Origin of the sequence: Sporosarcina sp. FSL K6-3457, assembly GCF_038007285.1 — a bacterium.
Classification (GTDB): domain Bacteria; phylum Bacillota; class Bacilli; order Bacillales_A; family Planococcaceae; genus Sporosarcina.
In genome coordinates this window covers 955,078-976,801 of sequence record NZ_JBBOWX010000001.1, presented here as the reverse complement: position 1 = coordinate 976,801, position 21,724 = coordinate 955,078, and the positions used below count along the sequence as shown (strand labels likewise).

At 42.3% G+C, this 21,724-nt stretch carries 22 protein-coding genes and 1 tRNA gene; 3 read left to right on the top strand and 20 right to left on the bottom strand.

Annotated elements, in window-relative coordinates; genetic code table 11:
• Positions 1-164: 164 nt before the first annotated feature.
• From eno to clpP, 8 genes are all read right to left on the bottom strand, one after another.
• Entirely contained in the window at positions 165-1,460 is a 1,296-nt protein-coding gene (gene eno, locus N1I80_RS04725; RefSeq protein ID WP_340736785.1) for a phosphopyruvate hydratase, read from the bottom strand.
• A 15-nt stretch (positions 1,461-1,475) separates the two neighbouring features.
• Positions 1,476-3,002: a 2,3-bisphosphoglycerate-independent phosphoglycerate mutase gene (gene gpmI, locus N1I80_RS04720; protein WP_340736784.1), complete on the bottom strand. Its 1,527-nt coding sequence runs from the start codon at positions 3,000-3,002 to the stop codon at positions 1,476-1,478.
• Positions 2,999-3,757: a triose-phosphate isomerase gene (gene tpiA, locus N1I80_RS04715; protein WP_340736783.1), complete on the bottom strand. Its 759-nt coding sequence runs from the start codon at positions 3,755-3,757 to the stop codon at positions 2,999-3,001. Before tpiA ends, gpmI begins: the two co-directional genes overlap by 4 nt.
• Positions 3,758-3,772: 15 nt before the next feature.
• Complete coding sequence (locus N1I80_RS04710; protein WP_340736782.1) at positions 3,773-4,957, bottom strand: phosphoglycerate kinase; 1,185 nt, start codon at positions 4,955-4,957, stop codon at positions 3,773-3,775.
• A 271-nt stretch (positions 4,958-5,228) separates the two neighbouring features.
• The gene (gene gap, locus N1I80_RS04705; RefSeq protein WP_340736781.1) at positions 5,229-6,236 is read right to left on the bottom strand and encodes a type I glyceraldehyde-3-phosphate dehydrogenase; all 1,008 of its coding nucleotides are present in this window, start codon (positions 6,234-6,236) and stop codon (positions 5,229-5,231) included.
• A 95-nt stretch (positions 6,237-6,331) separates the two neighbouring features.
• Positions 6,332-7,360, bottom strand: a complete 1,029-nt coding sequence (locus tag N1I80_RS04700) for a sugar-binding transcriptional regulator (protein WP_340739963.1) — start codon at positions 7,358-7,360, stop codon at positions 6,332-6,334.
• 142 nt (positions 7,361-7,502) lie between these two features.
• A complete protein-coding gene (locus N1I80_RS04695) occupies positions 7,503-7,730 on the bottom strand; it encodes a glutaredoxin family protein (RefSeq protein WP_340736780.1) in 228 nt (75 codons plus the stop codon).
• A 278-nt stretch (positions 7,731-8,008) separates the two neighbouring features.
• Positions 8,009-8,608: an ATP-dependent Clp endopeptidase proteolytic subunit ClpP gene (gene clpP / locus N1I80_RS04690; RefSeq protein WP_340736779.1), complete on the bottom strand. Its 600-nt coding sequence runs from the start codon at positions 8,606-8,608 to the stop codon at positions 8,009-8,011.
• 188 nt (positions 8,609-8,796) lie between these two features.
• Between clpP and N1I80_RS04685 the strand changes: the two genes are divergently transcribed.
• Positions 8,797-8,868 (top strand) — tRNA-Arg (locus tag N1I80_RS04685).
• A 205-nt stretch (positions 8,869-9,073) separates the two neighbouring features.
• Here the strand turns inward: N1I80_RS04685 and N1I80_RS04680 are convergent.
• The 12 genes from N1I80_RS04680 to hprK all read right to left on the bottom strand — a co-directional run bounded on the left by N1I80_RS04680 (position 9,074) and on the right by hprK (position 19,712).
• The gene (locus N1I80_RS04680; RefSeq protein ID WP_340736778.1) at positions 9,074-9,331 is read right to left on the bottom strand and encodes an HPr family phosphocarrier protein; all 258 of its coding nucleotides are present in this window, start codon (positions 9,329-9,331) and stop codon (positions 9,074-9,076) included.
• 25 nt (positions 9,332-9,356) lie between these two features.
• On the bottom strand, positions 9,357-10,301 hold the full coding sequence (gene whiA / locus N1I80_RS04675) for a DNA-binding protein WhiA (RefSeq protein WP_340736777.1): 945 nt from the start codon (positions 10,299-10,301) through the stop codon (positions 9,357-9,359).
• Between the two features lie 36 nt (positions 10,302-10,337).
• Positions 10,338-11,315, bottom strand: coding sequence for a gluconeogenesis factor YvcK family protein (locus N1I80_RS04670; RefSeq protein WP_340736776.1), 978 nt, complete (start codon positions 11,313-11,315; stop codon positions 10,338-10,340).
• A gap of 4 nt (positions 11,316-11,319) precedes the next feature.
• Positions 11,320-12,210: an RNase adapter RapZ gene (gene rapZ, locus N1I80_RS04665; RefSeq protein WP_340736775.1), complete on the bottom strand. Its 891-nt coding sequence runs from the start codon at positions 12,208-12,210 to the stop codon at positions 11,320-11,322.
• A gap of 6 nt (positions 12,211-12,216) precedes the next feature.
• Positions 12,217-12,690: an NUDIX hydrolase gene (locus N1I80_RS04660; protein ID WP_340736774.1), complete on the bottom strand. Its 474-nt coding sequence runs from the start codon at positions 12,688-12,690 to the stop codon at positions 12,217-12,219.
• Between the two features lie 307 nt (positions 12,691-12,997).
• The gene (gene trxB / locus N1I80_RS04655) at positions 12,998-13,948 is read right to left on the bottom strand and encodes a thioredoxin-disulfide reductase (protein ID WP_340736773.1); all 951 of its coding nucleotides are present in this window, start codon (positions 13,946-13,948) and stop codon (positions 12,998-13,000) included.
• Between the two features lie 263 nt (positions 13,949-14,211).
• The gene (locus N1I80_RS04650; protein WP_340736772.1) at positions 14,212-15,735 is read right to left on the bottom strand and encodes a tetratricopeptide repeat protein; all 1,524 of its coding nucleotides are present in this window, start codon (positions 15,733-15,735) and stop codon (positions 14,212-14,214) included.
• A 95-nt stretch (positions 15,736-15,830) separates the two neighbouring features.
• Complete coding sequence (locus tag N1I80_RS04645) at positions 15,831-16,346, bottom strand: acyltransferase (RefSeq protein ID WP_340736771.1); 516 nt, start codon at positions 16,344-16,346, stop codon at positions 15,831-15,833.
• The gene (gene ppaX, locus N1I80_RS04640; protein WP_340739962.1) at positions 16,343-16,999 is read right to left on the bottom strand and encodes a pyrophosphatase PpaX; all 657 of its coding nucleotides are present in this window, start codon (positions 16,997-16,999) and stop codon (positions 16,343-16,345) included. Before ppaX ends, N1I80_RS04645 begins: the two co-directional genes overlap by 4 nt.
• Positions 16,989-17,933 carry a nucleoside recognition domain-containing protein gene (locus N1I80_RS04635; RefSeq protein ID WP_340736770.1) on the bottom strand — a complete coding sequence of 315 codons (945 nt, stop codon included), beginning with the start codon at positions 17,931-17,933 and terminating at the stop codon, positions 16,989-16,991. The genes ppaX and N1I80_RS04635 overlap by 11 nt, the downstream gene beginning before the upstream one ends.
• A gap of 15 nt (positions 17,934-17,948) precedes the next feature.
• Positions 17,949-18,758, bottom strand: coding sequence for a prolipoprotein diacylglyceryl transferase (lgt, locus tag N1I80_RS04630; RefSeq protein ID WP_340736769.1), 810 nt, complete (start codon positions 18,756-18,758; stop codon positions 17,949-17,951).
• 3 nt (positions 18,759-18,761) lie between these two features.
• The gene (hprK, locus tag N1I80_RS04625) at positions 18,762-19,712 is read right to left on the bottom strand and encodes an HPr(Ser) kinase/phosphatase (protein WP_340736768.1); all 951 of its coding nucleotides are present in this window, start codon (positions 19,710-19,712) and stop codon (positions 18,762-18,764) included.
• Between the two features lie 138 nt (positions 19,713-19,850).
• On the opposite strand from hprK, the gene N1I80_RS04620 reads away from it, so the two are divergent.
• The gene (locus N1I80_RS04620; RefSeq protein WP_340736767.1) at positions 19,851-20,405 is read left to right on the top strand and encodes an N-acetylmuramoyl-L-alanine amidase family protein; all 555 of its coding nucleotides are present in this window, start codon (positions 19,851-19,853) and stop codon (positions 20,403-20,405) included.
• Between the two features lie 177 nt (positions 20,406-20,582).
• Positions 20,583-21,716: a response regulator gene (locus N1I80_RS04615; protein ID WP_340736766.1), complete on the top strand. Its 1,134-nt coding sequence runs from the start codon at positions 20,583-20,585 to the stop codon at positions 21,714-21,716.
• Positions 21,717-21,724 lie beyond the last annotated feature (8 nt).

Below are 21,724 nucleotides of genomic sequence, written 5' to 3'. Positions count from 1 at the left end.
CAAAGCGAAACAAAAACTACTTTACACAGAGCACCTAGTGTTTGATTCAGTTATTCTTTGGTTAATCAACAGACGTGACTCTATGCGGTAGTATTTCTTTCCTATAAAAAACCCCACCAGAGAGTCTCCTGCAGTAGACTCCCCAAGTGGGATTTTCATCGCAATTATTTTTTCAAGTTATAGAAAGTTTTAGCACCAAGGTATTCAGCAGTGTCGTCAAGCTGATCTTCGATACGAAGCAATTGGTTATACTTCGCAACGCGATCCGTACGTGACGGAGCACCTGTCTTGATTTGACCAGCGTTTGTTGCTACTGCGATATCAGCAATCGTTGTATCTTCTGATTCACCAGAACGGTGAGAGATAACAGCTGTATAGCCCGCGCGTTTCGCCATTTCGATTGCATCAAACGTTTCCGTCAATGTACCGATTTGGTTCACTTTAATAAGGATCGAGTTACTGATACCTTCTTCAATTCCGCGTGACAATTTCTCAGTGTTTGTAACGAACAAGTCATCACCAACAAGTTGAACTGTTTTGCCAAGGCGTTCTGTCAATAGCTTGTGACCAGCCCAGTCGTTTTCGTCCAAACCATCTTCGATTGAAATGATTGGGTATTTTTCGCACATTTCAGCATACCAATCAACCATTTCAGCAGACGTTTTCACGATGCCTTCGCCTGAAAGATTGTATGTGCCGTCTTCTTTATTGTAAATTTCAGATGCTGCAACGTCCATCGCAAGAAGTACTTCTTCGCCTGGCTTGTAGCCTGCTTTTTCGATTGCTTCGATGATTGTAGACAATGCTTCCTCGTTAGATGATAGGTTCGGAGCAAATCCGCCTTCATCACCAACTGCAGTATTCAAGCCTTTTGACTGCAATACAGCTTTCAAGCTATGGAAAATTTCAGTACCCATGCGAAGACCGTGGCGGAATGATTCTGCGCCAACTGGCATAACCATGAATTCTTGAATGTCGACGTTGTTATCCGCGTGCTCTCCACCATTCAAAATGTTCATCATTGGAACCGGCAATTGTTTTGCATTGACACCACCAAGGTATTGGTAAAGTGGAATGTCAAGGTAGTCTGCAGCTGCACGAGCAACAGCCATTGATACGCCAAGGATTGCGTTAGCGCCCAATTTCCCTTTATTCGGAGTACCATCAAGTTCGATTAATGCTTTGTCAATCGTTACTTGGTCAAGGACAGAGTAAACTTCTTCAAGCTCGTCAGCGATCACATCATTGACATGCTCAACTGCTTTTAGAACTCCTTTACCCAGGTAGCGCTCTTTGTCGCCATCACGTAGTTCAACAGCTTCATATTCACCTGTTGAAGCACCAGATGGAACGATTGCACGACCAAATGCACCGCTCTCCGTAAATACTTCAACCTCTACCGTTGGATTTCCTCGTGAATCAAGTACTTCTCTTGCCTGGATAATTGTAATAACTGGCATGTCAGTCTCCCCTTTTTAAAATAATGGTGTGCCGGTCATTTCTGCCGGTTGTTCAAGCTCTAATAATTTTAACATTGTTGGTGCTAGGTCTGCGAGTATACCGCCTTCACGTAGCACGATATCCGACTTTGTCACGATAACTGGCACAGGATTTGTTGTATGTGCAGTCATCGGCCCTCCGTCCAGAGTTGTCACTTCATCCGCATTGCCGTGATCAGCCGTGACAATTGCCGAACCACCTTTTGCATGCAATGCATCAATGATTTTACCTAAGCAAGTATCGACCGTTTCAATCGCTTTAATCGTTGGCTCAAGCATTCCGCTATGTCCGACCATATCCGGATTCGCAAAATTCAAGATAATCGCATCAAAACGATCGGCTTCAATGCCTTCAATCAGTGCTTCTGTTACTTCAAATGCACTCATTTCCGGCTTCAAGTCATAGGTTGCGACTTTCGGCGAAGCGATTAAAATTCGCTCTTCACCTGCGAACTTCTCTTCTCTGCCACCACTCATGAAGAAAGTGACGTGTGGATATTTCTCTGTTTCTGCGATACGCAGCTGCGTCAATCCATTATGAGCAATCACTTCACCAAGTGTGTTCTCTAAGTTTTGACTGTTGAAAACAACATCTGCAACAACTTCATCACTATAATGTGTGAATGTGACAAACTTCAAATCTGTAAACTTATTAGTACCTGTATCAAAACCGTCAAATGTAGCATCCGTAAATGTACGTGATAGCTGAATCGCGCGATCCGGACGGAAGTTAAAGAATACAACTGCATCTCCATCCTCAACAGTTGCCACTGACTTGCCCTGCTCTTCAATGACGAAAGGCAAGACAAACTCATCATGCAAACCTTGCTCATACGATGCTGTAATCCCCGCTGCTGGTGTTGCGGCAGTTAAAGCTGTCCCATCCACAATGGCATGATAGGCTTTTTCCACACGTTCCCAACGCTTATCACGGTCCATTGCATAATAACGGCCTGAAATGCTAGCAAATTGACCAACACCTAGTTCCTGCATGACAGCCTCTGTTTTCTCTACATACTCCAAAGACGTTTGCGGTCCTACATCGCGACCATCTAAAAACGCATGGACGAACACTTTATCCAGTCCATTTTGTTTAGCTAGACGCAACAAAGCAAACAAATGCTCATAATGGCTATGTACGCCACCGTCAGACAGCAACCCCATTAGATGAAGTGCGGAGTCATTCTTTTTCGCATGGGCAATCGCCCCTAGCAATGCTTCATTGTCAAAGAACTCTCCATCTCTAATGGATTTATTGACACGCGTTAAGCTTTGGTAGACAATACGACCGGCTCCAATATTGAGATGCCCCACTTCCGAGTTCCCCATCTGACCATCTGGAAGCCCTACCGCTTCGCCACAAGCTGTTAACGTAGAGTGCGGGAAGTTATTCCAAAGACGGTCGTAATTCGGCTTATTCGACTGCGCAACTGCATTACCAAGTTTTTCATCCCGAAGACCAAAGCCATCTAGGATGATTAATGCGACTGGACTTTTACTCATTGTGCGCCAGCCTCTACTAATTTCAAGAATGATGCTGGTTCAAGACTTGCACCGCCGACAAGTGCACCGTCGATATGTTCCATCGAAAGAAGCTCTTCGATATTATCTGGCTTCACGCTACCGCCGTACTGAATGCGGATGCTCGCTGCCACTGTTTCACTGTATAGTTCGCCAACTGTTGCACGGATTGCGCCACATACTTCATTCGCATCTTGTGCAGTAGCTGTTTTTCCTGTACCAATTGCCCAAATTGGCTCATATGCAATGACTGCTTGTGTCGCTTGTTCTGCACTGATGCCTTTAAATGCTTTTGTCACTTGTGCTGCTACTAGCTCAACAGTTTGGCCTGCTTCGCGCTGTTCAAGTGTTTCACCTACACAAACAAGTGGTGTTAGGTTGTATTCGAATGCTGCATGTACTTTGCTGTTAACAGACTCATCTGTTTCATTGAAATATTGACGACGCTCTGAGTGACCTAGAACGACATAACCAACACCAATACTAACTAGCATCGCTGGGCTAATTTCCCCTGTAAATGCGCCTTCTTTTACATCGTGCATCGTTTGTGCACCAATGCCTAAAGCTGAACCTTCTGTTAGCTGTGCTAGCTCTGAAAGGTATAAAGATGGCGGACAAATAACAGCTTCCACGTTATCTGAAACCGGAACCTTGCCTTTTACTTCCTCAACAAAGCTTTTCGCCTCTTCAACAGTCTTGTACATTTTCCAGTTACCTGCAATAATTCGTTTACGCAAATCGATTCCCCCTCTTCAGTTATCGTTTAGTGCAGAAACACCTGGTAAATCTTTGCCCTCCATAAATTCAAGAGAAGCACCTCCACCAGTCGAAATATGATCCATTTTATCGCCTACACCAAACTTTTCAACAGCCGCAGCTGAATCGCCGCCGCCAATGACTGTATAGCCTGCTGTGACTGCCATTGCTTGTGCAACACGCTTCGTTCCACCTGCAAACGGCTCCAGTTCAAACACACCCATTGGACCATTCCAAATAATCAATTTTGATTCTTCAATTACTTTTGCATACAATTCAGCTGTTTCAGTCCCAATATCAAGACCTTCCCAATCAGCAGGAATCGCGTCATTTTTCACGACTTTCGTATTCGCATCTTTCGAAAAATCGTCTGCAATCGTTACATCTATTGGAAGGTACAAGTTAACACCGTTATCTTTTGCCTTTTGAATAAATGATTTTGCTAAATCAATTTTATCTTCCTCAAGTAAAGACTTGCCGATTTCATAGCCTTGCGCTTTCAAAAATGTATAAGCCAAGCCGCCACCAATAATCAAGTTATCCACTTTGTCGAGCAAGTGATTGATAACACCGATTTTGTCTTTTACTTTTGCCCCACCAATGATCGCCGTGAATGGGCGCTCTGGCGTAGACAACGCTTTCCCAAGTACATCTAATTCTTTTTCAATTAACAAGCCTGATACAGCCGGGATATAGTCCGCGATACCCGCAGTAGATGCGTGCGCACGGTGTGCAGCACCGAATGCGTCATTGACAAATACATCTGCAAGGTTTGCAAAGCTTTTTGCTAAATCAGCATCGTTCTTTTCTTCACCCGCATGGAATCGTACATTTTCAAGAAGGACGATATCGCCATTGTTCATTGCAGCAATCGCTTGTTCTACTTCTTCTCCAATCGAAGAATCAAGTTTCACAACCGGTTTTCCAATCAGCTCAGCCAACTTTTCGCCGGCAGCTGTCAATCGCATATCCTCGTTCACTTCACCGTTTGGGCGACCGAGGTGACTGGCAAGAATAACTTTTGCTCCCTGCTCTACCATGTATTCAATTGTTGGGAGTGCAGCCCGAATTCGTGTATCATCTGTTACTTGCCCATTTTCCATCGGCACATTGAAATCCACACGGCAAAATACGCGTTGTCCTTCAAGCTGCAAATCCTTCATCGTCTTTTTTGACTTCATGAAATATGCCCACCTCCAAGTTTATTTACCTCAAAAAAAGGAGGAACGGGGTAATCCCCCGCTCCTCATTACCCAACTTTATTATAAGCGGTATCTATTTTATTGGCTATATTTATCAGCGAAAGTGCCGCTGATAAATATAGCAAGCCTCCGGCGGATGTCACAAATTTTGTAAGGAGTTAATTGAGCCCTGCTCAATTCAAAATCTGGACGCAATTACGCCAAGGCGAAATTGATTTAAAGATTTATCAGCGAAAGTGCCCGTTGATAATTATAGTCCTTTGCTGTGCATGTAAAGTGCAAGGTCGATACAACGAGCAGAGTAGCCTGATTCGTTGTCATACCAAGAAATAACTTTTACCATGTTATTTGCAAGAACCATTGTTGACAAGCCATCGATTGTTGAAGATGCTGTGTTGCCGTTATAGTCTCTTGAAACAAGTGGTAATTCATTGTAAACAAGAACGCCAGCTAGTTCGTTTTCAGATGCTTCTTTAAGAGCTGCGTTTACTTCTTCTACTGTTACGTCTTTTGCAAGATCAGCAACAAAGTCAACAAGTGAAACGTTTGGTGTTGGTACGCGAACTGCCATACCATCCAATTTACCTGCCAATGCTGGGATAACTTTTGTTACTGCAGATGCAGCACCAGTAGTTGTTGGAATCATGTTTTCAGCAGCTGCACGTGCACGACGGTAGTCGCTATGTGGCAAGTCTAAGATTTTTTGGTCATTCGTGTAAGAGTGAACAGTTGTCATCAAACCACGCTCGATACCAAACTTATCGTTCAATACTTTTACGATTGGTGCAAGACAGTTTGTCGTACATGATGCATTCGATACGATTTTGTCTTCTGCTGCGTTGTATGATTCATGGTTAACACCCATAACAAGCATTGGAATATCGCCTTTTGCTGGAGCTGACAAGATAACACGTTTCGCGCCCGCTTCAATGTGCTTGTTCAGTCCTTCGCGGTCTGTGAATACACCTGTTGAATCGATAACAACATCGATGCCAAGCTCTCCCCATGGAAGATCTGCAGGGTTTCTTTCAGCAAGTACTTTAATATTTTTACCGTTGACAACTAGGTTACTGCCTTCAGAACTAATTTCTGCTGCGTTAACACCGTGTACTGAGTCATATTTCAAAAGGTGAGCAAGCATTGCTGCATCTGTTAAATCGTTGATTGCAACGATTTCAATTTCCTCTTGTTGCAAAGCTTCGCGGAATACTTTACGTCCAATCCGTCCAAATCCGTTAATAGCAAGTTTCAAAGTCATAATAATTCCCTCCGAATGGTTTTTTATATTTTTTAAAACATTAATCCACTTTAACCTATTCCCTAATAAGTGAAGCTTTAACCCTCAAAAAGTGGTTACTTGGTGATTAACTTCAGCATTTCATTTGCTGCACCTTCATCAGTTACCAAAATGGTTTGTTTCGGTGCACTTGCCATATAGGCCATGATTGCTTCCGCCTTACTACTACCACCTGCCACCGAAATGATGAGTGGAATTCGCTCTAAATGACTTGTCTGAATACCAACTGTACGTATTCGATGAACGACATGGCCATCCTTATCGAAATAATAACCGAATGCTTCACCGATAGCTCCACTTCTTTGAAGCAACTGCTGTTCTTCTTCTGGCGAATTGCGCAAGACAGCCATGGTCTGAGCATCGCCAATTCCATGTAAAACACAATCCGCTGTTTCATAAAGGCTAAGCATTTTCACAACAAATGGTTCATTGCGAAACGCCTTTTGCGCTTCTTCGCTTAACGACTCTGGGTAATAAAATGTACTATATGTACCCCCACATGCCTCCGCAAAAGAAGCTGCGATCACATTTGCTTGTAAACCGATATCGTCACCGACACCGCCTCTTGCGGCGATAAACAACTGATCAGTCGTGTCGCTAAATTTTTCGATATGAGAAGGTATCGAGGCAATTGTACTGCCACCAGTGACGGCTACAATCTTACCATCCCCAATTTCAGTGCTAAATTGCTTTGCTGCCTCCATGCCCAATAAACTTTTAGCAGTAGAGTCACCATCCATATCGCAATCTCCAGCAACAACTTTGACAGAGCGAATACCTAAAAAATCCGTTAACCCTTTGGCAATCGATGCGCGGCCCGACCAGTCTTCCATAGTGGATTCTAGCGTTTGCAAGACTGAACTGCCTTCAGTTGTAATCGATGCTCCCTCTTTCGCCACATGAATCAGATTCTGTGCTCGAAGAATATCCATCATTGTTCGTGTTTCTCGTTCCGAAAGACCAGCTATCTGACCGAGTGGACGTCTTCCGATTGGACCAGACATTTTAATAAGCTTCAACATCCGATATCTTTGCTGCATCAGTTCCACCATTTCAGGTACGAGTTTCCTTTGCGCTTCCATCATAAAGTCCAATTGTTCCTCCCTTCAGTCAACAAGGACATATAACGTCCCATCAAACTGAAAAATGTCCCACATAGAACAAAAAAATATTTCTAACTCAATTGTATACCATCTTCTTCTACTTTTCAACAAAAAAAATCAGTTTTCAGAATAAACCAATGACATCTACGTAACCGATTGAACCATACAATAATATTTTGTCGTCTTTTGCAATGACGGGAATCATAAGCATATATTTCTCATGGCTCACATCATCCAATTCAATATTAACCTCGTCCCAGGTAAGCGGAAAATCTTCCTGCACCAGTTTCATCATCAACTTCGCTTCATCACAAAGATGACAATTCGGTTTTGTATAGAATGTTACATGCATAATCAGCACCTCTGGAATTTTAGGATAGCTTTAGTATAGATGAAGAGTGGATGGTGTGCATAGGATACTGCTTTATAATCAATCACGCCATAGCGTGATTGCGTCCGGATTTTTTTCGAGCTTGGGGCCTACAGGAGGTAGGTCATGCAGTCGTTGCGACAGGACGTCGCGCACTTAGACTGCCTTCTTAAGCTCCCCTAAAAATCCGTGACATCCGCCGGAGGCTTTATCTGGATACAGATAAAAGCCGACCCATAGGCGGATCGGCTTCTACATGATTATTTTAGTTCTTTCATATCGCTCTGTGTAAGAATGTGGTCAATTAAACCGTATTCTTTTGCACGTTCTGCAGTCATAAAGTTATCGCGATCAGTATCTTTTGCAATAACTTCGATTGACTGACCCGTACGCTCTGCAAGAATACCATTTAGTTTCTCACGTAGGAATAGAATCCGCTTCGCTGCGATTTCAATTTCTGTCGCTTGGCCTTGTGCGCCGCCAAGCGGTTGGTGAATCATCACTTCTGCGTTCGGAAGAGCATAACGCTTGCCTTTCGTACCAGCGGCAAGAAGGAATGCCCCCATTGAAGCCGCCATTCCGATACAAATTGTTTGCACATCAGGCTTGATGTACTGAATCGTATCGTAAATTGCCATTCCAGCTGTGATACTTCCACCTGGACTATTAATGTAAATCGAAATATCTTTTTCTGGATCTTCAGCAGCTAGGAAAAGAAGCTGTGCTACGATTGAGTTTGACACATTGTCATCAATTCCGCTACCAAGCATGATAATTCTGTCTTTCAATAGGCGGGAATAAATATCGTAAGCCCGCTCTCCACGACTCGTCTGTTCAATTACTGTAGGTATTAGATTCATTCCATTTCCTCCTTCAAGGTGGATAGTTTTTTCAGTCTGTTGAAACATCTTACGCTTCAACTGTAATTTTATCATACATAGTATGGTCAACAAAGGTCAAATTTAACGCTTCCGAAATAACTATTGCATTCGCACGCCTACATTAGTATAATGAATCTTGTCTGCTACAAGGTTGACATGAATATCTCGTCCTCGTGGTGCAATGGATAGCACGCAAGCCTCCGAAGCTTGAAATATGGGTTCGACTCCCGTCGAGGGCATAATTTACCCGTCATTGTTTATGCAATGGCGGGTGTTTTTATTGTTAAAACAACATTTTACGCGAAGTAAACAACGTTCTCCCCGATCTTAGCAACGTTTCGCGTAAACTTAGCAACGTCATGGCAAAACCTCACAACATCCTTTCAAAAAATAAAAAACCGTCTCCAACTATCGATGGACGATAAGAAACGGCGGGTTTTTCATTTATTTTTCATTTTCAACTAGTGTGGAAAGAGTGCTTAATGCCTGCTCTTCATCAACTCCATCAGCAACAAGCGTAACCGATGCGCCACGCGCAACTGCTAGACTCATAATCCCCATGATACTTTTCGCATTCACTTGACGATTTTCTTTCTTCAAAAATATATCTGCTGTAAAGCGATTTGCTTCTTGTACAAAAAGTGCTGCTTGTCTTGCCTGTAATCCTGTTTTCAACTTCACTTCCACTGTTCTTTCTGCCATCTATTCCACAACTCCTATCAATTTGTCAGCTTCCAATGCCCCCGTTACGGAGATTTTCTGCAATTTCCTCTATTTTTCTCAAGCGATGGTTCACGCCTGACTTACTAACGGTTCCACCTGAAACCAATTCACCAAGCTCTTTCAACGTAATGTCCTGATTGTCTACTCGAAGTCTCGCGATTTCTTGTAGTCTATCTGGCAATTGACCTAAACCAATCGTACTTTCAATAAACTTTATATTTTCAACTTGGCGCTGTGCAGCTCCAATCGTCTTATTCAGATTCGCTGTTTCACAATTCACAAGCCTGTTTACGCTATTGCGCATATCCCGTATAATCCGCACATCTTCAAATTTCATAAGCGAAACATGTGCACCAACAATACTGAGGAAGTCCGATATTTTCTCAGCCTCCTTCAAATAAGCGATATAGCCTTTTTTCCGCTCAATGGACTTGCCATTCAACTGATATTTATTCATTAATTCAACGAGTGCTTCGCTATGTTCTTTATAGATTGAAAAAATTTCAAGATGATAAGAAGACGTTTCCGGATTATTGACCGAACCTCCTGCTAGAAAAGCCCCTCGTAAATAAGCACGCTGGCAACACTTCTTTTTTACTAATGCCTGTGAAATCTCATTTTTAAATTGGAATGTTCCCGTCAAAATCAGTAAATCTTCCAAAAGTGGCTTAGCACCATCTCGTATTCGACAAATATACACATTATTTTTTTTCAAGCGCATTTTTTTTCGTACAAGTAGCTCCACTTTATAAGGATACAACCGCTTTACATTTGAATACAAGCGTCTAGCAATCGCTGCATTTTCAGTTTGCACATCAAGGCTCAACTGCTTATTCGAAAAGGACAGCGCCCCATTCATTCTAATGAATGCTGCAACCTCCGCCTTTGTACAACAATCATCCGCCTCAATCTGCGTCATTTCTTTCTTTGTTTCTGAAGCAAAAGACATGATTCTTCAAGTCCCCTTTCCCGGCGACGATCACGTCTATTCCGTTTTTACAGCACTATCTATATAGTCCATGAGCCAGTTCGCAACTTTCTCGGAGTCGTGCATCACACTTTCCCCATTCGCCAATACAAAATCTTTCACAATGATGTCTGGGACAAGCTCCCGCAGGTTCTCCAAATCATTGATGACAGGCCACGGGGGTCCTGATTGCTCCTGCTTGCCAAGCAATGCTGCTATGTCTGCACCATTCAATAATACCGCATCTAGAAATACTTCGCCTGCATGATCATACAATGCCTTGACATGCTCTGAGGCAGTATAGCGATATGTCTCACCTGCTTGCGTTGTTAAATTACCAATGTATACTTTTTTCGCCTTACATGCCAATACAGCTTCTCGGATTGCTGGGACCAGTATCGTCGGTAGGATACTCGTATACAGGCTACCCGGACCAAAGACAAGAAGATCAGCTCCCATAATCGTATCGACGGTTTCAGGTAGTGGCTCTGCTTCTTGAGGAGACATATACACTTTGCGGATTTTCCGACCGTAAACAGGAATTTTTGACTCTCCTGTTACGATTGTGCCATCTTCCAGTTCTGCATGCAACGTAATCCGCTGGTTGGCAGCTGGTAATACTTTTCCCTTGATATTCAAAACACGACTCATTTGCTCGATGGCACGGGCGAAATCACCTGTAATATCCGTCATTGCGGTGAGCATTAAATTGCCAAGTGAATGGCCTTTCAAATCTTCTGAAGATGAAAACCGATATTGAAACATCTTCTCAATAAGCGGTTCAACATCTGAAAGCGCTGCCATGACCTGGCGGATATCACCAGGAGGTGGGATATCGTATTCATCAAGAAGTCTGCCTGAACTCCCTCCATCATCAGCCACAGTTACAACTGCCGTCAAGTCAATATGATGACTCTTTAACCCTCGTAATAGCGTAGACAATCCGGTCCCACCACCGAAAGCAACTACTTTTTTCAATTTCCCGGATCGAGACATAGCGTCAACCCTTTCTCTTTTCAACATCACGATGGGTGATGAATGTCCGGTATTCATCCTTAAATTTCGCTCCAAAAAATTCAGCAAGCGTTACCGAACGATGTTGTCCCCCCGTACATCCAAATGCAATGACGACTTGTGATTTTCCTTCATTTTTATACTGTGGAACGAGAAACTTGAACAAATCTGTTAGTTTGTCAATCAGTATCTGCGTATCACTCCACTTAAGGACATAGTCATAGACTTCCTTATCAAGCCCAGTCTTCACTTTTAATTCTTGAATATAGAAAGGATTCGGCAAAAATCGTACATCGAACACAACGTCCGCATCAATTGGCATACCGTGCTTAAACCCAAAAGAAATAAAGTTTACGGTGAAGCCCGCACCTTCTTTAGTGGAAAACTCCGCCATAATCTTTTCTCTCAGTGCTCTCGGCTTCAAGCTCGACGTTTGATAGATAGAACGGGCCCTGCCCTTTAATTCAGACAGAAGAAGTCGTTCTTTTTGAATGCCTGCGAGCGGTAATCCACCTTCAGCTAACGGATGTGAGCGTCTTGTTTCTTTATACCGACGAACAAGCGTCTCATCATCTGCATCCAGGAACAATATTCGAGAAGATACACCTTCCATACGCAACAAATCATCTAGCGCACCGATGAGCGAGTCGAATAGATCGCCTCCCCGCGTATCCATAACTGCCGCAATTCTCCTCATGCGATTTTCCGACTTCATCATCAAATCAAGAAACACCACTAACAATTCCGGAGGTAAATTATCAATACAATAAAAACCAAGGTCCTCGAAACTTTGCATCGCAACGGTCTTACCTGCACCCGACATCCCTGTAATAATAACGATCTCAACATCGCTATTTGGCGTCTCAATTTCTGTCATAGCTCATCACCCTTCCCTAGAACGCTGAATTTCTTCTTTCAATAGTTTAAATTCCTCAGTATAAAAAAACGTTCCATATTGCATGCCATACTGTGATACGGCAAATAATAAATTTGTGCGATCCCCTTCTGCCATAGGAAGAGTCTGTAAACTTTCAACCGGATGCCATTCGAGATCACCCTCAGCAGTCGTTTCAAATGGTATACCAACCAAATCATGCGCTAGAAATGTATAGAGCATCCACTCATTTTTAACATGCTCACCAGCGTCGTCTACAATCACCATCGTGTAAACACCTTTTAAATGTGGCTCAACAGCATCAGCACCTGTTTCTTCCCTGAACTCTCTCACGGCTGCCTCGAAAACTGACTCACCTGGGTCCATCTTGCCACCTGGGGCTACATACCAATTACGACGAGGTTTTTTCAATAATAATACTTGACCATCTTTCATAACGAGTAAATTTGCGATTCTTTGCATTTGTCTATCCTCACCTTTTTAAGCGCATACATTTATTATACAACGAATTGCCGATAAACAACATGAAAAAGGAGGCCATCCGCTAGAATATTCTAGCAAATGGCCTTTTTGTAAATTGCTATATCAAAAGGGGGGTCAATTGATACTCCTAGTATACCCCTATGATGTTGCATTACTGTTACAACCATATTAAGGTTGTATTAAACTTGAGTTCAGCAGAAGAGGGATGAATGCTAGGTATGTCTTCAAATTCAGTGGGGGCCAAACTCCTGCTGAATAAGAAGGAATGAAGTTCAATTCCTCCCTGTTAAGCCTTAGCGCCTAGCTTCTCCATCAATTCCTCAATATACTTCTGCACAGCTTGCGCAGCAATACTGCCATCACCTGTCGCTGTAACAACTTGACGTAATAATTTCTCACGTACATCGCCCGCCGCGTAAATACCTGGCACAGAAGTTTCCATGATATCATTCGTCTTCACATAGCCATTGTCATCAAGAATGCCTAATTTTTCGAAAGGAGCTGTTAACGGATCCATTCCGATATAAACAAACACGCCATTTGTTTCAAAGTCTTTTTCCGAACCATCTACTGTTGAAACAAGCGTAACAGAGCCCACTTTACCGTCTTCGTCGTTCACTTGCTTGACCGTCGAGTTCCAAATGAATTCAATCTTGTCATTAGCAAATGCCCGCTCTTGAAGGATCTTTTGCGCACGTAACTCATCACGACGATGGACAATTGTTACTTTATCTGCAAAGCGTGTTAAATACGTTCCTTCTTCAACAGCTGAGTCCCCACCACCGATGACAACCAGCTCTTTATTGCGGAAAAATGCACCGTCACAAACCGCACAATAACTTACACCGCGACCTGTCAAATCACTTTCACCCGGAATACCCATTTTTCGATATTCAGCACCAGTTGTAATGATAATGGCACGCGCTTTATATTCTTTACCACCAGCAATAATCGTTTTAAAGCTCTCACCATCAATGACGTCTGTTACATCGCCATAGGCATATTCAGCACCAAATTTCTTAGCATGCTCAAACATTTTCGTAGATAAATCTGGACCCAAAATCGTTTCAAATCCAGGATAATTTTCAATTTCCTCTGTATTGGCCATTTGACCACCAGGTATCCCACGCTCAAGCATCAATGTAGATAAATTCCCTCGCGATGTATAAACGGCTGCTGTCATCCCAGCAGGACCAGCACCAATAATAATGACATCATAGATTTTTTCAGTTGTCATGTAAACTTCCTCCTCGTATCAATTACGCCTCGGCGTAATTGCGTCCAAATTTTGAATTGTGCCCGCAGGATGCGGGTATGCGACCGTTGCCGCAGGACGCGGCGAACTTAGGTTGCCTTCCACAACTCCTTTTCAAAATTTGTGACATCCGCCGGAGTTAACTTGAACCAGTAGGCGTTCTTCCTACTGGTTCAAGTTAACTCTCATTAAATCGTATAAGATTGACTACCCTCATTCAACTTTTCTGCTTATTAAAGCGAATATTACGCATCAAATTGTGGCAGAAATTCAATCAACTCTCCTACATACTTCGTTAACGTTGGAACAGAGATACCAAACTCGCGGGCAATTGCCGTTTTCGTGACACCTGAATAGCGCGATGATTGAAACATATAATCTGCTGCCGCAGCAAGGGCTGCTGGATTACGAAACAAAAAAGAACGACTTAATGCGGTTTCACAAAGTGTGAACCACATTTGAAAAAGATGTGATGCCTGTTTATCCAATGGTCGATATTTAGCATATAGTAAATCTGTCGTTTCAAGTGCACGTAAAAACGATTGATTGAAAGCCATTTCAGGCATGAAGTCATAATCAATACCGCTCATCAAAAACAATTGTTCAACATCAGTCAGTTTGTCAACGTCAATATAGGAAGGATGCGAAATAATTTCTTGCTTATGCCCCGACTTCCCAAGCAAATAAAAACCAAACATTCGCTCGCTTCTATAGGTGTTCTGAATTTTCCCCAACAAGAACTCCCGGTCCTGTTCAAGCGAATCGGCCTGAATATCCGACTGGACATCCTTCCAGGGCTCATAGCCAACCTTCGTCGGATCCATGTCAACTAGTGTGGCATACGCTTCCCTTGCCACCTCTTCATGTCCAGAAAAATAGGCACAATGCGCCAACCAGAAATAATACCCTGCATCGCCTTGAAACCCTCTTTTTTGTAGACTTCTCAGCCAGTTATAGGCTTCCTTATGTCTGCCCACAAGTGCAAAGGTCGCTCCCAATTTATAACGATGCTCAAATTGATACGGTTTAATTTTCACAAGTAACTCAAGAAGTGACGCTAAATCCTCTTCTTTTTTTTCGTAATAATAAAAGACAGCAAGATTGCAAAGGGCATGTATATTCCCCTTGTTATTGCTTAATATATCATGCAATAACTCACTAGCTTGCACGGTTTTTCCAACATAAAAATAGGCGAGCGCTAAGTTATTATAGGCTGCCCAAAATTCGGGATAATCCACGATAATGGATTCAAGTAATTCCACTGCCTCTTTGAATTTACCCGATTCCATAAGACTGCGTGCCTTCTCTTGAAGAAAATATGCTTCTCCGTCAGGCATCTCATCGTCCTCATAAAATGACTCCTCTTGTTCTGCGAAGTCAATAATCTCCATGGACTCATCAGCAAATGGACCATCTGGAGCTAATGATATATATTTTTCAGCATACAATTTAGCATCACGCAACATCCCAAGATGCGCATGTACCTCCGCCAAATAAAAAATGATTTCCTCTTCAGATGGAGCAAGTGTATGAGCAGCCATCAACAATTCATGAGCTTCTTCAAAACGCCCTTCTTCCATGACTAGCACACCATATTGCATAAGAATATCAGAATTGTTAGGGCTTAGTTCCGTTGCTCTTTTCAAATACCTATGTGCATCTTCAAAACGGTCACGCTGCATTGCTTGAAGTGCCTTATTATAATAAAATTCACCGTCTGGAATGAACGAAATTATTTTTCTGTCTTGCATCTTACGTTGTTTGTCCAATCATATTCCCCCGAAAAAATAAGAAGGAACGTACCATACGTTCCTTCTCGTATTGTTGCCTATTATAGCATAAGTTACACCGATGCTATTCGTTTTCAATTATTTTGTTGCCGCTCTCTCATCTGTTCTTCCGTAAAGATGATGGTGACCGGATTTCCACCAGCAAATACACCTGGTGGAATATCCTTGTTAACAAGAGATGCCGCCGAAACAATTGCTCCATCACCAATTTCCACACCTGGAAGAATCGTCGTATTCGCACCAATCAAGACATTTTTGCCAATCACAACATCGCCAATCCGATATTCATCGATCAAATACTCATGCGCAAGAATGGTTGTATTGAAACCAATAATCGAGTTATCTCCCACTTTTATTCTTTCAGGAAACATAACGTCTGGCATTACCATCAGAGCAAAAGATGTCTGATGGCCCACTTCCATTTTCAAAAACGTTCTGAATAAAAAATTCTTCATAGGAATGAAAGGCGTATACCTCGACAATTGGATTACGGCAAAGTTTTTTGCCACCTTGAAAAACGGGACGGTTTTATAAATATGCCAGAGTGAATTTGCCCCGCCTTTTGCCGGGTACCGTTCAGTACGTCTCAAGTTTCCTCGCCCTTGACGATGCGTAGTACATCCGAAATATGTTGCAACATATAGTCTGGATGAAATGTCTGTAAAAAAGCTTCCCCTTTAGCAGACCACGCAACTCCCGCCGTACGAACTCCCGCATTTTTACCGCCTTCGATATCATGGTAGTTATCACCAATCATGAGGGCTTCATCTGCCGTAGCTCCTAATCGTTCCAAAGCTAGTAAAATCGGCTCTGGATCTGGCTTCGTTTTCGTTACATCATCCATTCCGATGACAGCGTCAAAAACATGATCTACAGTGAGCAGGTTAAGTCCCTTGAAAAGCATATCATTTCTCTTCGTCGAGACAACCGCCATTTTCAAACCGGCTTCCTTCAGTAGCTTCAACGTTTCAGAGACACCATCAAACTCACTTGTTAGCGCATCATGCATCTCTTTATTCCATGCTCTATATTCCGCAATGAGCTCCTCTGTCCTATTCGAATCGACCGAACTAAACGTTTCATGTAGGGTCGGCCCCAAAAAGGGTAAAATATCTTGCCGACTATATTTCCCCGGATAATGATTCCCGAGGACATGTTCAAACGTCTGCATGATCAATTCATTCGTATCCATTAACGTTCCATCAAAATCAAATAATAATGTCGTAATTGGCTTAGCCATCAGCAACTGACACCTCTTTCTCTTTCTGTAGTTCAGCACGTTTCCAAATATACGCAACAATAATCGTCAGAACAAATGCCGTCAAAACGCGGATGAGCAGCAATGGAAGAATAGGAATACCTAGTGGCATAAATATCAGCGTATCTTCAATAACAGCATGACAGGCTACAAGAAAGATGAACGCCAACGTTGCGTCTTTCTTACTGACACCATCCTCCTGTACAGCCTGAATCATAACGCCAGCCCCATAGGCAAGCCCAATCACTAAACCAGCCACAAGCGTCATCGAAGCATTTGGTTGTACACCAATAACTTTCGTAAACGGTGCCAACTTCTCCGAAAACTTCTGCAAGTAATTGCGATCTTTCAAAAATTGTACAATAATCATCAATGGAATAACGATAAGTGCCAGTTGTAACACACCAAATGATGCTTTTTGGATACCCATCAAGCCGATTTCCAACCAGCCATCGGGCACATCTGTCACTTTCGGAGCCATCCCATACTGTGCCGTTTCGCCTCCACCTTGCCATAAAACATTGATAATAATAGCCGATAACGCGGCAAGTCCAAAACGCACAACAAGTACAATCCACAACTTCACGCCGACTTTCAGGGCTACACCCGTTTCGATGAACAGATTATGCGAAAACGATAGCATAACGGCGATGATGAATACTTCCTTCACCGTCAATTCCAATGATAAAATACCCGCAATCCCAGCATATAAATTAAGTGCGTTACCGAGCACCAACGGAATTGCAGCCTCTCCACTTAAACCGAATAACCCCATAATCGGCGCAACTAGCTGAATAATCCAAGGCAACACAGGCGTATGTTGTAAAATGACGACGAGTACAGTAATCGGGAAAATAATTTTCCCCAATGTCCACGTTGTCCGAAGCCCTGCTTTCAGACCATTTTGAAGCGTCCCCATTCCCCAAACTCCTTTTTATTTATCTTGATAAGTCACTTTCACTTTTTGAACATAGCGTCTGACGATGAAAACAGCTATTCCTACTACAATTGTCACGATGGATACAAGTTGCGCCGCCCGCAGTTCACCAACGACATACAAGCTATCCGTACGCATACCTTCTATAAAAAACCGTCCTACGGAATACCAAATAAGATAAAACAAAAACATTTCGCCACGCTTCAAGCTGACCTTCCGTAACAGTAGGATAATGAGTAGTCCAACGATATTCCATACAGATTCATACAGGAATGTCGGATGATAAGTCACACCCTCGATGGTCATTTGATTCATAATCCAATCAGGAATGATTGTCGTTTCAAGAAATTTTGCAGATACAGGCCCACCATGCGCCTCCTGATTCATGAAATTTCCCCAACGCCCGATAATTTGACCAATCAATAGGCCAGCAGCCGCAATATCTACCGTTTTCCAGAATGAAATACCGCGACGCTTCGTATAGAAATACGTCGTAATAAACGCACCGATTAATGCACCATGGATTGCGATACCACCCTGCCAAATTTGAATAATTTGCCCCGGATGATCTTTATAATAATCCCATGTAAAAATGACGTAATAAATACGCGCAGAGATAATTGAAATCGGAACCGCCCAAATGAGTAGATCTGTTAGAAAATCTGGATGCATACCTCGTTTGACCATTTCCTTTTGGACGACGATAAACGCCAGCACAATACCAAGTGCGATTAAAATACCATACCAACGTACCTCAATAGGCCCCAGCGAGAATGCAACTGGGTTAATTGCCAATAAATTAAACATGTATCACTCTGTCCCTTCTCCTTCGGGCTGATCTGGGTTTTCTAGAATTGCGCTGTTCACTTTTTTCGCAAATTCTTCTGCTGCATTGATACCTAGTCTTTTCATTCGATAATCCATTGCAGCCACTTCGATAATAACAGACAGATTTCGACCTGGACGTACCGGAACTGTTAGCTTTGTCAATTCCGAATCCATGATTTTCAACTTCTCTTCATCGATACCGAGTCGATCATAGATCTTATCAGGGTCCCATATTTCCAAATCAATGACAATTAAGATTCGTTTGTCACTCCTTACTGCACTGGCACCGAACAACGTCATCATATCAACAATTCCAACGCCACGGATTTCAAGCATATGTTCGAGTAGCTTTGGTGAATTTCCAATCAGTACGTTCTTAGCTACCTGTCTAATCTCTACAAGATCATCCGCAACAAGACGATGGCCTCTTTTCACAAGTTCAAGTGCTGTTTCACTTTTACCCACACCACTTTTACCCGTGATAAGTACACCAATTCCATAAACATCCACTAGCACACCGTGCACTGCTGTCATTGGCGCCAGTCTGCCACCTAAAAAGTTGGTCAGCATACCTGAAAATCGAGTTGTTGGAACATCCGTATATAAAACAGGAATACCATGTTGATTAGCCGCCTCAATCAATTCAACCGGCACTTCCATTTCATGCGCCACGATGATTGCCGGTGGTTTTGGTGAGCAAAGCCTTTGCATCCGATCCACTCGTTCAGCGTCTGACAACTTCTCAAAAAATGACAATTCTGTTTTACCAAGAAGCTGGACACGCTCCGACAAATAGAAATTAAAATAACCCGCCATTTCAAGACCTGGTCTTGAAATATCACTAGTATGTATGCCTTGTTCAATGCCTAATTCCCCTGCACTTAGCTCAAGAAAGAATTCTTCCTGAACATCTCTTACTGTTACAAAAGACATGGTATTGCCCCCTTTTCTATTTTTCAAACATCTATTTCCCATTTTAACATGCCATTTTTCAAATGAAATCATTTAGTATCAGAATTGTCCATTTCACCCCTATTTATTTCTATATGAATAGTAAAGGGGGGAAAGATCATGAAAATAATGATTGATGCTGGCCATGGTCCAGAAACGGCAGGTAAACGATCACCAGACGGACTGTTGCGGGAGTTCAGCTTTAACAGTGCCGTGGCAAATCTCGTTCAACAATACCTTGTGGAAGAAGGACTAAACGTTTTCTTTGCACACAACGAACAGCAAGACGTTTCTCTTGCTGAACGGACGAATTTTGCCAATCGGATGAAGGTCGACGCATTCATCTCTATCCACGCAAATGCCTACGGAACTGATTGGAATCAGGCGAATGGTATTGAGACATACGTTTATCCGACTGCTAGTAAAGAATCTACTGCACTCGCTTCTCTTGTTCAACATTCACTCATAACCGCATGCAATCGAACAAATCGAGGTGTAAAAAAAGCAAACTTTGCTGTTTTACGCGAAACTAAAATGCCCGCTATACTCATTGAATGCGGATTTATGACCAATCGGCAAGAAGCTGCACTATTATTACAGAAGGTCTATCGTCAGCAATGCGCGAAAGCAATTTCCTTCGCGGTCACAGCATGGGCATATCGAGGAAAAATGTAAATCAGTATACAAGCAAACCTCAAGTGCAAATCATGCATTTGAGGTTTTTTTTTACTATATTCATAACACCTACCTATTTCCCCTTAACAAATACCTATTTTTAAATTGCATAGTTACACCACTATTGCGATAATAGAACTTCAAGTGTAAATAATATCCACTAGAAGAGGTGTTTCCATGATACGTGCAGTTTTAGTTGATGACGAACAATTGGCTTTACAGCATATGAAGAAAAAGTTGGGTGAACTTGGGACTATTGAGGTGATTCACACCTTTTCAAATGCCGAGAGTTTTCTAATTGACATGGAGCAACTCGATTTTCAAGTGATATTTTTAGATATTGAAATGCCCGGTTTAAACGGATTAGATTTAGCACGCATTATTAAAGAATGGAACAAAAACATTTTCATCGTCTTTGTAACAGCCTACCGGGACTATGCGATTCAAGCTTTCGAATTACACTCGATTGACTATTTACTAAAGCCTATATTGAAATATCGCCTTGAAAAAACAGTTATTCGGATACAGGAACAGCTACAATTGACCGGGAAATCCCCTATGTCCGTTGAGTCAACCTTACCTAACCTAAAAATAAACTGTTTTGATGAGTTTATTGTCTATTTTCAAGACGAACCGATTAAATGGAAAACAGCCAAGTCAAAAGAATTATTTGCTTTTTTAATTTCAAACCTTCAGACATACATAAACAGAGACACTATCATTGACCAACTATGGCCCGAGCATGATTATAAAAAAGCTAAAATTCAATTGCATACATCTATGTCTCATTTACGAAAACTATTAGATTCTATTGGCTATGAACAAGTCATTATCTTTTCCAACCAAAGCTATGCTTTAGAGTTAGATACACTGCAGTGCGATGCCATTGAGTTGGAGAAAATAATTGATCTCTATCCCGAAGTGAATCCTGAAAACATACAAACATTTGAGCAAATCGTCCAACAGTATACCGGCGACTATATGGAGAAAAACTGCTATGAGTGGGCTACTGTCAAAGCACAGAGCATCCGCCAAAAACTATTCCGTCTATTGCAAAAAATGATTGACTACTATGTTGTCGATAATAATTTAGATAAAAAACTGCATTATATACAGCTACTACTGAAACTCAATCCCTATTCAGAATATACCCTGCAACAGCTTATGCTGCACTATGTAAAAGTGGGCAATCGAAGTGCCGCCGTACAAGCATATCACCATTTCAGTGAACTTTTACTGGATGACATCGGCATTCCACCAGATCGCGCAACGACAGATATTTATGAGTCGATTGTTTTTAGTGATAAATAAAAATTCTA